Annotated in this window: 24 protein-coding genes; 14 read left to right on the forward strand and 10 right to left on the reverse strand. The window is 48.8% G+C overall.

Annotated elements, in window-relative coordinates:
- Positions 1–461: IS1595 family transposase (locus tag QMA35_RS02335; RefSeq protein WP_281645522.1), on the forward strand; the 461-nt coding region annotated here is incomplete at its 5' end.
- A gap of 73 nt (positions 462–534) precedes the next feature.
- Here QMA35_RS02335 and QMA35_RS02340 read toward each other — a convergent pair.
- From QMA35_RS02340 to QMA35_RS02380, 9 genes are all read right to left on the reverse strand, one after another.
- A complete protein-coding gene (locus tag QMA35_RS02340; RefSeq protein WP_281645523.1) occupies positions 535–1131 on the reverse strand; it encodes an HNH endonuclease signature motif containing protein in 597 nt (198 codons plus the stop codon).
- 2 nt (positions 1132–1133) lie between these two features.
- Positions 1134–1376 (reverse strand): hypothetical protein, encoded by a 243-nt coding sequence (locus QMA35_RS02345; protein WP_281645524.1) that lies wholly within the window; start codon positions 1374–1376, stop codon positions 1134–1136.
- Complete coding sequence (locus QMA35_RS02350; protein WP_281645525.1) at positions 1373–2287, reverse strand: recombination-associated protein RdgC; 915 nt, start codon at positions 2285–2287, stop codon at positions 1373–1375. Before QMA35_RS02350 ends, QMA35_RS02345 begins: the two co-directional genes overlap by 4 nt.
- A 33-nt stretch (positions 2288–2320) precedes the next feature.
- Positions 2321–2524 carry a hypothetical protein gene (locus QMA35_RS02355; protein WP_281645526.1) on the reverse strand — a complete coding sequence of 68 codons (204 nt, stop codon included), beginning with the start codon at positions 2522–2524 and terminating at the stop codon, positions 2321–2323.
- Positions 2521–2727, reverse strand: coding sequence for a hypothetical protein (locus QMA35_RS02360; protein ID WP_281645527.1), 207 nt, complete (start codon positions 2725–2727; stop codon positions 2521–2523). The genes QMA35_RS02355 and QMA35_RS02360 overlap by 4 nt, the downstream gene beginning before the upstream one ends.
- Before the next feature lie 129 nt (positions 2728–2856).
- A complete protein-coding gene (locus tag QMA35_RS02365) occupies positions 2857–3327 on the reverse strand; it encodes a LuxR C-terminal-related transcriptional regulator (protein ID WP_281645528.1) in 471 nt (156 codons plus the stop codon).
- Between the two features lie 164 nt (positions 3328–3491).
- Positions 3492–4487 carry a hypothetical protein gene (locus QMA35_RS02370; RefSeq protein ID WP_281645529.1) on the reverse strand — a complete coding sequence of 332 codons (996 nt, stop codon included), beginning with the start codon at positions 4485–4487 and terminating at the stop codon, positions 3492–3494.
- 17 nt (positions 4488–4504) lie between these two features.
- On the reverse strand, positions 4505–4975 hold the full coding sequence (locus QMA35_RS02375) for a DUF4124 domain-containing protein (RefSeq protein ID WP_281645530.1): 471 nt from the start codon (positions 4973–4975) through the stop codon (positions 4505–4507).
- Between the two features lie 24 nt (positions 4976–4999).
- Positions 5000–5521, reverse strand: coding sequence for a helix-turn-helix transcriptional regulator (locus QMA35_RS02380; RefSeq protein WP_281645531.1), 522 nt, complete (start codon positions 5519–5521; stop codon positions 5000–5002).
- 126 nt (positions 5522–5647) lie between these two features.
- On the opposite strand from QMA35_RS02380, the gene QMA35_RS02385 reads away from it, so the two are divergent.
- The 10 genes from QMA35_RS02385 (at position 5648) to QMA35_RS02430 (ending at position 11190) form a co-directional block, all read left to right on the forward strand.
- A complete protein-coding gene (locus QMA35_RS02385; protein WP_281645532.1) occupies positions 5648–5848 on the forward strand; it encodes a YdaS family helix-turn-helix protein in 201 nt (66 codons plus the stop codon).
- A gap of 201 nt (positions 5849–6049) precedes the next feature.
- Complete coding sequence (locus tag QMA35_RS02390) at positions 6050–7042, forward strand: replication protein (protein WP_281645533.1); 993 nt, start codon at positions 6050–6052, stop codon at positions 7040–7042.
- Positions 7042–7206 carry a hypothetical protein gene (locus tag QMA35_RS02395; protein WP_281645534.1) on the forward strand — a complete coding sequence of 55 codons (165 nt, stop codon included), beginning with the start codon at positions 7042–7044 and terminating at the stop codon, positions 7204–7206. Before QMA35_RS02390 ends, QMA35_RS02395 begins: the two co-directional genes overlap by 1 nt.
- Entirely contained in the window at positions 7203–7634 is a 432-nt protein-coding gene (locus QMA35_RS02400; protein WP_281645535.1) for a hypothetical protein, read from the forward strand. Before QMA35_RS02395 ends, QMA35_RS02400 begins: the two co-directional genes overlap by 4 nt.
- An 85-nt stretch (positions 7635–7719) precedes the next feature.
- The gene (locus tag QMA35_RS02405) at positions 7720–8484 is read left to right on the forward strand and encodes a phage antirepressor KilAC domain-containing protein (RefSeq protein WP_281645536.1); all 765 of its coding nucleotides are present in this window, start codon (positions 7720–7722) and stop codon (positions 8482–8484) included.
- Entirely contained in the window at positions 8484–9017 is a 534-nt protein-coding gene (locus QMA35_RS02410) for a hypothetical protein (RefSeq protein ID WP_281645537.1), read from the forward strand. Before QMA35_RS02405 ends, QMA35_RS02410 begins: the two co-directional genes overlap by 1 nt.
- A gap of 2 nt (positions 9018–9019) precedes the next feature.
- Entirely contained in the window at positions 9020–9445 is a 426-nt protein-coding gene (locus QMA35_RS02415) for a VRR-NUC domain-containing protein (protein WP_281645538.1), read from the forward strand.
- Positions 9446–9465: 20 nt separating this feature from the next.
- Positions 9466–9912 carry a hypothetical protein gene (locus tag QMA35_RS02420; RefSeq protein ID WP_281645539.1) on the forward strand — a complete coding sequence of 149 codons (447 nt, stop codon included), beginning with the start codon at positions 9466–9468 and terminating at the stop codon, positions 9910–9912.
- A gap of 58 nt (positions 9913–9970) precedes the next feature.
- Positions 9971–10606, forward strand: coding sequence for an oligoribonuclease (orn, locus tag QMA35_RS02425; RefSeq protein WP_281645540.1), 636 nt, complete (start codon positions 9971–9973; stop codon positions 10604–10606).
- Positions 10607–10617: 11 nt separating this feature from the next.
- A complete protein-coding gene (locus QMA35_RS02430; RefSeq protein ID WP_281645541.1) occupies positions 10618–11190 on the forward strand; it encodes a hypothetical protein in 573 nt (190 codons plus the stop codon).
- 153 nt (positions 11191–11343) lie between these two features.
- Here the strand turns inward: QMA35_RS02430 and QMA35_RS02435 are convergent, their stop codons facing one another.
- On the reverse strand, positions 11344–11799 hold the full coding sequence (locus tag QMA35_RS02435; protein WP_281645542.1) for a hypothetical protein: 456 nt from the start codon (positions 11797–11799) through the stop codon (positions 11344–11346).
- On the opposite strand from QMA35_RS02435, the gene QMA35_RS02440 reads away from it, so the two are divergent.
- The 3 genes from QMA35_RS02440 (at position 11777) to QMA35_RS02450 (ending at position 14462) form a co-directional block, all read left to right on the forward strand.
- On the forward strand, positions 11777–13561 hold the full coding sequence (locus QMA35_RS02440) for a phosphoadenosine phosphosulfate reductase family protein (RefSeq protein WP_281645543.1): 1785 nt from the start codon (positions 11777–11779) through the stop codon (positions 13559–13561). The genes QMA35_RS02435 and QMA35_RS02440 overlap by 23 nt on opposite strands.
- 158 nt (positions 13562–13719) lie before the next feature.
- Entirely contained in the window at positions 13720–13932 is a 213-nt protein-coding gene (locus QMA35_RS02445) for a hypothetical protein (protein WP_281645544.1), read from the forward strand.
- 38 nt (positions 13933–13970) lie between these two features.
- Positions 13971–14462: a type II toxin-antitoxin system YhaV family toxin gene (locus QMA35_RS02450; RefSeq protein ID WP_281645545.1), complete on the forward strand. Its 492-nt coding sequence runs from the start codon at positions 13971–13973 to the stop codon at positions 14460–14462.
- The last annotated feature ends 37 nt before the right edge of the window (positions 14463–14499 follow it).

Genomic DNA, 14499 nt, shown 5'->3' on the forward strand with positions numbered 1-14499 from the left:
AAAAGCCGTCGGAGAATGCCAGTGAAAAGTCAGGAACAATCAGAAAAATTCCCGTCATGGTGGCCTGCGACCGTCAGCAACATGTAACCGATGCCGTTCTCGAACATGTGAGTAACGATGAACTCTTCACGCAACTGGCAGGACGGATTTTACCAGGCAGCACCCTGTGCACGGATGCTCATCTGTCCCATGAAAAACTGGCAGACCAACTCAACGTGACGCTGAAAGAATTGGTCACTACGGCAGGCCAGTATGTGCGAGAGAAGGTTTATCACATTCAAACGGTCAATGCTTATCACAGTGAGCTCAAACGTTGGATTAATGGTTTTTTCAAAGGCGTAGCAACGAAATATTTATCGCGCTATCTGGGCTGGAAACGATTTTTAAAGACACATATCTTCTCGGAAGAGAGTTTGTTAGATCAGGAAGCATCCCATTGGCTCAACCCACATTTATTGTGAACAGAGCCCAGCAGTACCAGCCCAAAGGTATAGCGGGTGATCTGTTCCGGTGGTGTGTTAATAGTGGGGAGTGTCATGCTGCAGCTCCTTTTCGATCATAAATCTGGGCATTTAACTTGCCGATTAATCGAACAGTAGGCTGAACCTCTTCAGGCATTGATGAGCAGCGTAATCTATTAATCTGCAAGTTGGCGTTTCTTGAAATAAGCTCGAGGTTGCTTGGGTCTGTGTTTGTTTTATTCCTGTCTCTGAAGATTAAACAGAATCCGTCAGGTAATGGCCCGTTGTCTTTTTCCCATTCGACCAGGTGTTTTAGGCGCCACTGATGCATCCCTTCTGCAACTTTGATTTCTATATATCCATCTTTGGATATGCGCTCTGAACCCACCGGCTTCCAGTTGGCAGGCTTACTGCCTTTTTTGAAGCTGGTTTTGTTTGGCCCTTTGGGTCGGGCGTTTGGGGATGGAATATTTCCTTTTTCAAACTGTCCCGTTCGGCCAGAGAGCCAGCCATTCCGCTTTCGTAATGAATTCAGGTTTTCGAATGAAACATCTGGTCGATTGAACCGCTCCTGGAACATTTGAAACTGTTCCGTTGTTGGAAGCTGGCAGTTGGCTTTGATGAAATCAAGTTCTGCCTGACTATATGAAATAGCGCGTCCCTTACCCATGACTACTTAGTCTCCAGCGCTAGAATTTGAGGAATGTCGTCACGGCTTAGACCTCGGTGCTCTGCCTGAAGCTTTAACGCGTTGAGCTGGAGAGAGGCGTTACTCACGATCTCTTTTGATATGTTGCTGACAGCCTGAGAGCGTTGAATCTCCTCTTGCAGCTCATTACCTTTAACGCTTTCATCATTCAATCGTTCAAGCTGTGCGAACAGGTGATTGTTCAGATCGGCGAGTTTGTTTTTCATGCCTGCTCCTCTTCCTCAAAACCGCCAAGAGCAACAATCTGGTCATCAATCAACCCGGCCATGGTGTCGCACATCAGTGCCATGTCTGCATCAAATCGGCTGGCTTCGTCTTCAGCATTCAGTGCTTCTGATTGTTCCAGTAGCGCTTCAGTGAATTTGATTCCAGTCAGGCGCAGGTCGTCGCGGAGTCTGAAGGCGCAGGCCGCATTGTAATGAATGTCCAGTTCGGCCACTTGCATGCCGGTGTTGATGTGGTTGCGAATTTCGTCGCTGATGATGTCCTGTCGTTTAACGCGAATCTCGCCGCCATCTTCACCAAGGTCTTTCAGGAGAACACCATCACCCAGGGTCATCATTGGCGGAACGGTTTCCGGATGTTCCAGCCAGTGAGTCATGGTGTTGGCTGGTGGCTGCTTTAATGCTGGTGGCACGATGGGGAGCGAGCCAAGTGCGGAGCGAATGAGACTGGTGAGCTCTTCGGCCTTCCTGAAGGTTGCTGTGTTGACGACAACCCGGCGACCTTTCAAATCAATCCAGGCACTTATGCGCGTTTTTCGCGGGAAGGCCCGCGGCAACAAATCAAGAGTGACTTCGTCTTTGATCTGGTCTCGCTCTTTCTTGTAAATCTTGCGCCCCTGATCGGCTTCAATCTGTTCGACCTTTTCCTGTACCGCCTCAGTCACTACAAAGGAAGGTAATAAGCGCTCTTCCTTCTGCATGCAAACAAAAAGGTTTTGCCCAGTTTGGTGAACCAATTGGCTGGAGCCTGGGCAAGGTGGCACAAAACCGGCACTGGTAAGCTCTGTTTTCCCGGTGGAGCGAAAGGGGTGCTCTTTGAGAGCTGTTTCCAGTTGTTCACTGGTGAGGGTAAACAACTTGCTGAAAACGTAGATAATGGCATTTTTAAACATTGTGATTTCCTGAAATCAATTAGGTGTAATGGATCAGTGCACGTTTGAATTGGAATATAAGGGTTGGTTTGTGGCCTGTTTCGCCAGAAGTGCTTTTGCATCCTCCAGTTCAAGAAATACTCGCACTGCCGCTTCACGCTCTGCAGGTCTCATGGTGGGATCGTTTCTATCCAGGCGAACAAGAAGCTCTACTTCGTTCTGGGTAACGGGTACACCATCAATCATTGAGATATTCATGCGGCGACTCCCTTAAGCCCTTTCACTGGCCGGCCAGAACAGGTCGATTCCCAAACGCCGTTTTCACGTTTGCATGTCCAGCCTATGCAGTGGCCTTTGTTGGCATAGCTGATACAGGCAACCAGATCACCCAGCTTGCGGCGGTTGATTACCTGCCCGGCTGGTGGCTTTTGCTGTGCTGAGTGTTGTGACTGTGCCCCCACGGTCTTCCCCTCTACCTGTTGTTACTGTTGTTTGTTAATTTGCTTGAGGGTTTGAATTCTCAAGCCTGTCTATGAGTGAACTGGTGCGCTGTGTTCTTTCTTCTGCTTTGGAGACATTATGTTTTCCCTTTATGCGTAAGCTGCCGCCCATTCGGGCAACGCAAACAGATCGTCCTTTCCACCTTGCAGACCGCCACGTTTGGCTATGCGTACAGGCTGAGTTCCACCTCCACGCTTCGGCTGTGGTTTGCGAGGAATCCGGTTGCTGTTGAGTGGTTGGCTGCTGTTGCTGGCGTAACTGGTGGCAAGGTTGATTTCCAGCGCTGCCTGGCAAATAACCAGCGCTACAACTAAAGGGCTAACGATTCCTCGGCGAAAGGCTTCAGCTACCAGCCCGTAAAGGCTGTGAACATCCATTTTATTAAGCAGACGCTGTCGATATGTACGGCTGCTTTGCAGGCTTAATCCCATGAGAATGCCAGCGGTTTCGGCATCTTTATCTTCAACTACCCACAACAGAGACTCTGAATCACGTTCTGTGAGGTCGTTGTTTGGTACGACTTTGAAGCGTGGGCCTGTGTAGGTGCGTGTTGTTTTCATTTTGCGCTCACTTATTTTATAAATAGGTTAAACCTATTATATTGGTGAAATCAAGCCTATTTAATTATTGCTTTAAGGTGGGGAGGCGAGGAGGGGGTGTATAAAAGTTGCAGTTGCACAAAAAAGCCCCGACAGTGCGGGGCTTCTTATGAGGCAGGTGTTGTTTATCGAGTTGTTAAAGCCGCGCTGGCGAGTCCGATATATTGAGTAATCACACGGGTCGTTTTTTTAGGGGTGGTATACGTTGTCACTTCCAATGAGAGAATGGTGCTGGTGTCTACACTGTCCCGCAGGATTTTCCCTTCGCCTTTGCTCAGCAGGTCGGTACTCACTTTTGCTGTGGTGGGCTGCAAAGTGCTGGGATTGGTTAGAGTGACTCTGGCTTGTTTGTTTTTTCTGTCTATCACATAGCCGTCTATGTAGTAATCGTTGGTTTCTACTTTGGTGCTGCGGCTTTCGAGCTCTTCCAGTCGTTGTTTCAGGGCCTGCACGTCGCTTGGTGATAGTGTGCTGCCTGCAATGGTGGCTTTATCTATGTTCGGTGCTGCGAGAATGGGCGCAGCCTGACCCTTGCCCGCTTCTATGGCAACCTGTGCAAGATGTTGGGTTTCCTTGATAAGCTCGCCCAGCATGTTCAGGTTCTGACTGTGAATGTTTTCTATTTCTATTGCTGTTTCTGTTTGTTGTTGGTCGATCTGGATGCGTTCGTAAGTACCACTGATGTAGTGGACGCCAACCCCTAAAAATAGAATGGAAAACAGTGCGATCAGTGTTTGTTTTTTATCGTTGCTCTCCATGTCTTTCATAACTCCATCAAGTGTTTTTAGCAGTTTTCCAGCTGATTTAAACACAAAACCAAGACCGGAGGAGCCTTTTTTTAAAGTGAAGTCGAGTTGAAGCGCTTCCCGTTCCTCGCTGGTCAGGAGTCGGGTGTTGGTTGAGTTACGGGTGAAAAGACAATAAGCCCGTAGCACTGACTGTTGCAGTTCTGGCAGTGTATGCACAACGGATGAGGGGATGTTTCCATGATACAAATCTCCCTCCAGTTTAATCTGGTATCCCAAATCTTGGCAGGTGTGCAGGAAGGAACTGGTCTCGTTGTAGGTGCCTGATTCGAGAAAATGAATCATGGTGGAAATGTCAGTGAGTGGGTTGTCCATAACCTGCAGAGCCTTATCTACTGATTGCTGTTGAGGTAGCCAATTTCGCTATTCAGGCGTTTAATTTCATCGCGCTTAAGGTCGATTTTGAGTTTGTATTTCTCTGTCACGGATTGCATCTCCGTTGATATGGACTCCTGCCAAGTGGCACCGGCCAGGTTGTTGTTGGCGCGTAGCTTCTTGATTCTTAGGCGGGACAGTTCCTGCTCCATGCTCTTGCTGTAGCTTGTGATTTTGTCTTCTATTCGCTTGATTTCAGATTCCAGCAAGCCACGCTTGCTGGTGGCTTTCATGGAGTCAAGTTTGCTTTGATCAATGCCATCCATGGTAGTAATTTTGGATAAGGTGACTGTTTGTGCTGACGCACCGCAGGGCTTGTCTGAGAAGGTTGTTTTTCCGCCCTCTTGGCACTTGTAAATTTGCCCGTGTGCCAATAGTGGGATAGAACATATTGCGGCGAGTGTCAGGCGGTAGTGAAGTTTTAACATCCTTTTTTACTTCCTGTTTTTGCGTTAATCGATGTATGCCTTTAGAAGATAGGCATGCTTGTTTTCATCGGGGAGTATTAGCAGGTCAGCACTGAATAGGTGTGCATCTATAAGCTTTTTTCTATTGATGCTGGCATCAATGGTTAGCTTGATTTCTTCTTCGATTGATATGTCGGGCACTATGGCTGACCAATCTTTCGAAGAAGCTTCGTCGCTTTTTCTGATAATAATGCTTGTTTTGTTGTAACGTTTGGCGCCAGTAGTTGAAACTTGCGGTGTGCGTTCCTGCTGATCGACTATGTAGAGGTTCTCTTCTCCTTCTATATTGCCTTTCCCAGTCAGTAGCCAGTCTTCTTCTACCTTTAGATATTCTGCAATCTTCTTGATGTTCTTTGAGCGGGGTTCTATCTCCCCAGATTCCATTTGGTAAACGCTGGGTTGAGAAATGCCAACGGCGTCCGCCAGCATTCGCTGGGTGACACGCAGTCTTAGCCCCAGCCGCTCTCTAGCTGTGGTCCGAGCTTTTTTTATCCGTTTTCCAATCATGATCTTACGCATCTTATAAATGTTGCCAGTGGATTGCTTATAAAACACCTTTCTAATTTTCTTGATAAAGGGTTTTCTAGCGAGTAGTCTCGCTTATAAAAATAGGTTAAACCTTTAATATAAGTAATGAACTCATACGAAAAACTAAAAGGCATCTACCGATCTCAGGCCGGCATAGCGGAAGCGCTGAATATTTCTCAGCCATCTGTTTGGGAGTGGGGAGGTGTTATCCCTGCAAGGCATGCAAAAACGGTCAGCGATTTAACCGGGGGCGAGATCACTATCGCTGAAGTGCACGAAGACTACGAACAGGCACGACCCAAATAATGGCCTGTTCCTTGGAAAACATCATGTCTGCAATTGTGGACAAGAGGGGGCAATAACAATGAATAAATACAACCAACTAAAACAGATTAATGCTGGTGGCTGTCAGCGAGTAAAGCTTCCTGCAGAACTGCGTCAGGTACTCAACCCCATTAATTCGCCCGTTTTCAGACAACCGACCCCTTCTGGGCACTAGGAGGCAGCATGGAAAATGTTGTCAGCCTGTTTGGCAGCAGAGGTGCCTGTCAGCCTAAAGCGGGAAACGTGCAAGGTAAGGCGACTTTGGAAAACGGCTACACCAAGCTCTCTGATCAACTGATTGATGCACTGGCCCGCGCTGAGTACAGACTGTCTGGTCGTGAATACGCCATTGTATTCGCTGTTATTCGTAAGACGTACGGTTTCCAGAAAGGTGCTGATTGGATTGCGCTTTCTCAATTTGAAGAGCTGACTGGGGTTTTGAAGCGTGACTGCTGCACTCTGATTAACGGTCTGGTAAAGAAAAAGATTCTGCTTCGAAAAGCGAATGGTCACGACCAAAAGTTGGCTATTAACACGGCAATAGAAGAGTGGGAAAAGCCCAAAAAGACCGTTCGTAAATCCACGAATAAATCGATTAAATCCACGAATAAATCGATTGAATCCACGAATAAATCGATTAAATCCACGAACCACAATAGAGATACAGAGATACAGAGAAATAATAAAAGCTCTTATGTCGAAGAATCTGGCGATTCAGCGACGAGTGAGTGTACTGAAGTTTCAAAAACAGTTATTCGTGAAGGTGCGGCAATACAAACCCCTGCCGGAAAGAAGTGGGGCATGCCTGTTGATCTTGAGATTGCTGAACTGATTCATGAAGGAGTCGCTAAGGTTACCGGCGATTGCAATCCAAACCTTGCAGATTGGGCGAACACCATTCGTTTGATGAGGGAGCAGAAAGGCCGCAAGCCTGAACACATCAAAGCCCTGTTTACTTTTGCCAACCAGCACGTTGATGAAAAATTTAGCTGGGCAGAGCAAATCCTGTCCCCGGCAGCTTTGAACAGGCATTGGGCAAAATTGGCAGCCAGGCGCAACGGTGAACGTAACCGGTTAACCCAAACCGTTGAACCGCCAAAAACTCAGGAGCAGAAGCTTACTGATCGCAGTTGGGCTGATGGCCCGATGATTTCTGACGGGGAGGGTGACTGCTGATGACACTCACAATTCGAGAGGTTGCCGCGGCTATGGAGCTCAGAGCTTACAACCATTCGATTGAAGAGGTTGCAGGTCTGTTGTCTGTTGATGTTGAAGACCTTCGTGTAGATCTTCGCCTTGCGGCTCGTGAAGGCTTTGATGCCTGGGAGCTGACGCAATGAATAATCAAGAACGGGATCAAGAAATTGTTCGTCTGCTTGTCGAAGAGCAGCTGCCAATGGTTTCTGTTGCTGAGCGCCTTGGTTGCGGAATGGGGCCAGTGCGAAGGGCTCGCAAGAAAAACCCGGCCGTTATTGCCTTGTTCAACAAGCGCAAACAGGCGACAGAGGAACGCTACGCCCGTATGCGTGATGCCCGTCTTGCTGGTGAGAATATGCATGATATCTGTGAGCGCGAAGGCGTTCGTGGAATATCTGATACTAACAAGAATCTCCTGAAGCGTTACCCGGAACTTCGGCAGCGTGATCGCAGAACAATACCGGGCAGTAAGCCTGTGCGAGATGAAGACGAAGTGCGCAGGCCTGATGTTTTGGCAGCTAACCGTGTACTCACAAGTTCTATGCGGGAGTGGGGGAGGGCGCTGGCATGATTCAACTCATGCAAGACCTGACTTGTGGCGCCACTTTGCTGTGTCTGGTTCTGATGCCGTTTGCTGTGAATCTGGAGGTGATCTGATGCCAGCGCAAATTATTAACCAGGGCACAATGATTATGCCCTTAGCTATGTCGCACATTGAAATAGCGGAAATTGCCGATAAGCGTTCCGACAGTGTGAGACGCACAGTGGAATCTTTGGTCGAGCAAAGGTTTATTGCCTCCCCACAGATTGAGGAGAGGCCAAAAGCCAATGTTCCCGGGCAATATGTGAAGCATTTGATGATTAATCAACACGATTCGTATGTTGTGATGGCTCGGGTGTCTCCAGAATTCACTGTTCAGTTGGTGGATAGGTGGCAAGAGTTGGAGCAGCAGGCCGCGAACCCACCCGCTATAAATCTCCCTGATTTTACCAACCCTGCAGAAGCTGCCAGAGCATGGGCTGAACAGTTTGAGCTGAAAGCCTGTGCAGAACAGGAAGCCGCCCGACTCAATAAGGTCTGCAACACCATTACCCGCCAATTTGTTCCGGGCCTGACAGTTCCCAAGTTTTGCATGCAGCTGAATGGCGTGAATACCCAGCAGGTGAACGGTTACCTGGTTAATCGTAGGGTGCTGATCCGTGAGAAGCGCGGACACAGACCCACCAGCGAATACCGGGATTCTCATTTCAAACTGCACACCATTGAAAACAATGATGGCGATAACAGTTATCAGCCTCAACTTACCCAGAAGGGCTCACGCTGGCTCTATAAGCAGTACCTCGATAACCGCCTGCCCATGAAAAGGAACTGGGATGGCAACCTTACTCACATGGTATTCAGTGAAAAGGAGGTTGCTTGATGAAGCTACTTCCTGTTCGTGTATCTGGTGCCATCTGTCAGAACAATATCCATTTTAATGCGAGGATCACAGCTGTTAACAACATGCTGGAGAGTCTCTCTGGCCTCATTTTCAAGTTGTGCAGCCGCTTGGCTAACCCGTTGAATGTAATCGTGAGGGTTTTTGCCGCCGATGGTCAATTTCCCGGGAAATTTGTGCTGGCAGTGTGGGCACACGATTTGCTCATCGCCTCGTTTCATAACGGCTGTCCACAAATCAAATTCGGTTCCGCATGCGGTACAAAAAATGGGCCACGGTTTCAGTACGGAATTCATATCCGTCCTCCTAATGGTTTGCGGTCGCTAGACATATTAGACGGCAGTCACTGTATGTCTAACCAGTACATAAAAAATTTGAATAAAAACCACACAGAGCAGGTGATTATGAAAGCCAAAATTCTCAAAGCCCTAAGCACTCCACCAGCTGCGGTTTACCTGCTTTGCTTTCTGGGTATTCAGCTGGTTGTGTTGGTGTCCGGATTCTGGAGGGCGTAACCATGGCGCATCCTGCCGTTCAGCATAAACGGGTTGATCGTGAGTCTCAGGAGCAGAGGCTTTGTTTTGAGTATATGCGGGTTGTTCATAGGGAAGCGTTTGAGCATGCCTACCACGTTCCCAATGGTGGCCACCGCCACAAGGTTACGGCCGTCAAGCTAAAGGCTGAAGGGGTGAAGGCTGGCGTGCCAGACATAAAAGTAGCACTGGCCCGTGGTGGTTTCTTTGGTCTGTATGTGGAGATGAAAGCCCGGGCTCCTCATAACTCTGCGGTCAGCTCTAAACAGAAGGAATGGTTGCAGCGGCTGGCTGGTGCCGGGTACTGCACGCGAGTCTGTAAAGGGTATACAGAATTCAAGGCTGTGATTGATGAGTACATGGGCTGGCCTGTGACTCAATCATCCGAACATCCAGCGGCAAATGACTGAGTATTACAAGAAGGACAAAGATGGCTACACAGTCAGCAAGCAATTCTGTGGTGAACAAACAGTCTACACAGCCTGGACACCAGCCCGGCAAGCCATCCAGTACGGAAGCTGGCAAAAGTGCGGTGGCGCCATTCGCAACCACAAGCAACAAAAGCGTGATGCTGTGCCCTGAATGCAAGGGTCATGGGTACGATCCGGAGGGTTTGTTCTTCAATGGCGGCCTGCGTCGCCCCTGTGGTTCTTGTCTGCTGGTGGGTTTTGTTTACGCCGATACGGGCGAGCGGTTGACTGACAACGATGCCATTACTGTGATGCGCCAAAGCCAGACGCAGATGATTGCCCGGAACGAACAACAGAGAAAAGAGATCTGCAAGCTGGAGGCGAAGGTTCCGAAGCCTTCTATGGCTGAGCAGGTTTACCCGCACAACGAGCGCGGGCCTTTCCGATCAAAGTACGCTGGCGATTAACCGGGTCGGCAGTAGAAAAACATTGAGAGAACAGCAAAAAAACAATAAGGGGAAAAGTATGAGCGCATATTTTGTATGGACTGATCTGGAAAGTGGCGGATTGAATGGCCGGTTGTCAGATGGAACACTGGGTTGTGAAACCCTGCCGATTCTTGAGATTGCCATTATCGTCACAGACACTGACCTGAATGAAATTGGTGAACCGTTGCGGCTGGTGGTACATCACGACACTGAAACGCTTCTCTCTATGAGTGAGTGGGCTATCAACACCCATAAAGAGAGCGGCCTGCTTGGTGAGGTGGAGAACTCAACCCTGACACTGGAAGAGGCTGAAGATGCCATCACCAGTTATCTGCGGGGGCTTGGTGTGCAGGCCTATGACCGCGACGCCAAAACGGGCGGCATTATGGCGGGCAACAGTATTCACTTTGACCGCTCCTTCATCATGGCTCAAATGCCAACCCTGAACAATTACCTCCATTACCGCATGCTGGATGTATCTGCCATCGCCCTGGCTGCCCGTTACTTTTCGCCCCAGCTGGCAGGCAAGGCGACAGAGTTCAAGCAGTACCAGCATGAGGCCTTGGCCGATATTCGGGAATCCGTTGAGGAGCTGAAGGTTTATCGTGAAGCCCTGGGCAGTGTGGATACCCTGTTTCTGGATGCCCCATTTCTGGAAAGTGCCACCCGCTAAGGAGAGTCGCCATGTACCCCACCACAGGCACCGCATTGCTCTATGCATTCAACAGTTCACTGTTTGACGACACGACCAGCGCCAGCTGGCAGCAGCAGATAGAAGATAAATACCCGGAAGAGGCGGCTTGCGTTGGTATGGCGACAGTGGCCAAGGCTGTGGGGTACGACAATGGCAGGCTCAGAAAGAAAGACTGGCACACTCAGGCGGGTATGGTTTCTGCCTTATTAATGAAGGAACTGTCACCCTCTGAATATTGGCTGATTCGGGTTTTTTACACCTTTGATGATGAGGTGGCCGCCCTGATCCGCGCGTGGCAATACATCCAACCGGCGCTGGTGGGCTGTGATGGTATACGCAAAAGCATTCGCGAGAACAAAACCGCTCTGCAATATCTGGTGCTGCGAGCAATTAAACCCAAACTGTTGCAGGCCATGCCAACCATGGATGGTGAACTCAGCCAAAAGAGTATCAGCAACCGCCAGAGTGAAGTAAAGCGTGTGGTGCTGGACTGGAAAGAATCTGTATACAAGACCGCTGAAGCCATTCTGATGCTGAATGGTTTGGTATGGGAGGACGAATGAACAGAAAGCCTTTTGTGGTGCAGTACCGGCTTAAAGATGTGGTGTATCCGAAACCTAAGTGGGAGTTTCACAGCTCCCACTCGTCCAGAGGATTGGCGAATAACGCGATGGAAGAGCAGGAGCTGTTGCGGCCTGGGGTTTATGAGATGCGGGTTAGGGGGAGAACGAGATAAACAAAGGGTAGAGCAGATCGCCGTAACCCCATGTGATCGTTCCATGCAACGCCATACCTAAAGTAAATATCCGAAGAGTTCCGACAGGCTTTCCAATTGTTTCCCAAAGTAGTTTTTTTTCCATGGGAGAAAGGCTGGATCGGTCAACGGTAGAAAAATAACTTTCATGCAATGAGTGGAAAAACAGACGGAACTCAACAATAACGGCAGACAGTACTCCTATCGCCCCTGATCTTTGATACCAGACGCCAGGCGTGTCACCTGTTGGTGGAGTGTATGAGAGGGAGAATATCATCCAAGAAAGCCCAATCAATAACAGGCTCCACTCAGCTTTGTACTTTTGAATGCTTTGAAATATTTTTACTCCCTTGTTTTTTTTGGGAATGAAATCATAAAAAACAGCCGAGTGGCAAATGCAACAAATAACAATACTCAATGCAGAACAAGAACCCATCAACGAAGCCTTTATGCCACCAGCAGGCTTCCGCCCTGATGATGAGCTGGAAGAAAAGATAGCAGCCATAACCGGCAACTGCTGGCGGTTGTGGGATGAAGGCTGGCATTTTCTGATAGCGGCCAGTATGGGGAAAGATTCCAGTGTGATGACCAGCATTGTATTGAATGCAGCGGTTGAATATCAGGCTCAGGGTTTGGTGTTGCCTTATCTTGTGGTGTGCTCTGGGAATACCTTATTAGAGAATCCTGTGATTGATGCCTATGCACGCGCGGAGCTGGCTAAGGTTGAAGTCTTCATCCACAAGCATAACTTACCAGCCCGTGTAGAAATTGCAGAGCCTGGTACCAGCAACAACTACCTTTTAAACCTGATCGGCGGGCGCACCATTGCCACTCTGCCAGATAACGATGATGCCAAGTGCTCCAATATGATGAAAGTGGAGCCTATCACCCGCCAGAAGAAGCGCATCTTTAAAGAGTTGGGCATAGACAAAACCTGCACATTGGTAGGCACTCGGTTTGATGAGTCTGCAGCCCGTGGCGATGCTATGGAACAGCGCAGTGATTCCCCTATTGAACCGGTAAACAGCAAAGCCGGTAAAACTGACAAAAAGGGCAGGCCATTAAAGCCAGAATATGTACTCTCGCCGATTGCTCACCTCAGTCTGGATGATATTTATTACTACATAGCCATGGTGAGAAACGACTGGGTGAAAGCTTACTCAGGTTTCAATGAGCTGGTGGAGGTGTATAAGGAAGGCGAAGGCGGGGAGTGCATGGTAAACGCCTATGCCAACGGTAAAGCAAAGAGCACGGGCTGCGGTGCCCGTTTTGGTTGTCATATATGCCTGCGGGTGCAGGACGATAAGAGCATGAATAACATGCTGACCCATGAAGACACCCGAGAGAAGAACGCTTACATGCAGCCCCTGGCGAACTTCCGCACTGCTCTTAAAGCTTGGCATTATGACCCTGCCCGCCGTAACTGGCTGGCCCGCACCTTAAACAGTGATGGTTCCGTTAATATTAAGCCCAACGCTTACAGTCCTGAGTTCTGTGAGCAGCTGATGATGTGGGCGCTTTCTATTGATGCCGATGAGTACATGGCCACCAACGGCAGCCCAAGGTTCACACTCTTGCGGCTGGTGGATGTGCTGGCTATTGACGTGCTTTGGAATCGTTACGGTTACCAGCAAGGGCTGCATGCCTGTTACCTGTGGCTGAAAGTGAACCGTGATGGTGAGCGCTGGTATCCACCCGAAGAGCCTGATGTGTTCCCCAGCAGGCCTTTTCCTCCTGAAGTGTCGGTTCCTTATGCTGATCGGGAGTTTGATGGCATATTTTCCGGTTTTCGGGATTTGAGTATGATGGCGGCAGGTTACGACGAAATGCCTTACCAGAGCAGTAAAGGGGACTCCTTTATGGCTTGCAATACGGGTGATGAGTTCAGTATTGATGAGCGAGCCGCTGAAGAGTTCTTTGGCTTTGAAGTGGAATGGGCTGTAGAGCGCTTCCATGATTTCTGCATTAACCCCACCAGTGCTTACCGATACCTGATGCGCCTGGGTGTGGTGCAAATCAAGAAGGGCGACCATGCCGAACAGGAAAGAATGTTGCGCATGGCCAACCAGATTTGGCGCTCCGGCCTGCGGGATTGCTTGAATAATCCCCACGAGATAGTCCGCAGACTGGGCATGAATGGCGATGCGGTAGGGTTTCAGGGGGAGATGTTTGCGGCTTGAGTGCGAGGTTGTGTATTTGTCAGCAGCTGGATTTGCAACATTTATGCGTGTAGAGCATACTTGTGCCCAAGTGTGACGTGTCACGCTTAAGTAATTGCAGGCTAAAGCTTATTGATGCTTACTGCTTGCAATACATTAAAAGGTGGGGGCCTTAACAAATGGATATTCAAGTTACTGACTTGGATCAGTATCGGGAAGAGAAGAAAGCTGACAGTGCTTTTTTAAATGTTCTCGATCAAAAAATGCGTCAAGAAGACGCGATCAAACCTATTCCAAAATCTCTGTTTAGTAGAATTGCTCGACTTCAGAAACTCGCTGAAGATCAGGGTGTATCTGCTACATCTCCTCATGAAGAGCTCCTAGAAGGCTAATCAAGTTTTCGCTTGTTACGCAGGTACAGTATTAGCTGATGGAAGTTGTTTCCCAGAATGGATGGGATCTTCTTGCGATCGACTTATTTCTTGAAAGACTCGAGTCTTTAACTCAAGAAGTTGAGAAGATCTATAGAAAACACCCTACCAAAGTAACAAAACACCACAAGTATAAGCTTCTAATGGCAGTAAGTTCTGCAATCTTTGAGGAAGTGCCAGCGAACCCCGATGATTCGCGCTTTCGTCAAGGGAATACATTAGGGCCTGACAATAAGTCCTGGCGCCGAGTTAAAAAAGGCTTGCCCACAAGATATAGACTGTTTTTCCAGTTTAGAAGCGCTCACCGCCCCAAATCTATTGTTTATGCTTGGCTTAATGATGAGTCGACAATTCGAAAAGCCGGTGCCAAAACTGACGTCTATGAAGCTTTCAAAAAACTTTTGGAGCAAGGGCAGGTGCCCAAGACATGGGACGAGCTTGCAGGCGCGGCGCAACCTCTGCCGAAGGATGCTGATGAGGAAGCCTCTTAGCGCAGGCTCTGCACCGAAGATACCACCACTCTCCACG

Origin of the sequence: Parendozoicomonas sp. Alg238-R29, assembly GCF_947331445.1 — a bacterium.
Taxonomy (GTDB): domain Bacteria; phylum Pseudomonadota; class Gammaproteobacteria; order Pseudomonadales; family Endozoicomonadaceae; genus Sansalvadorimonas.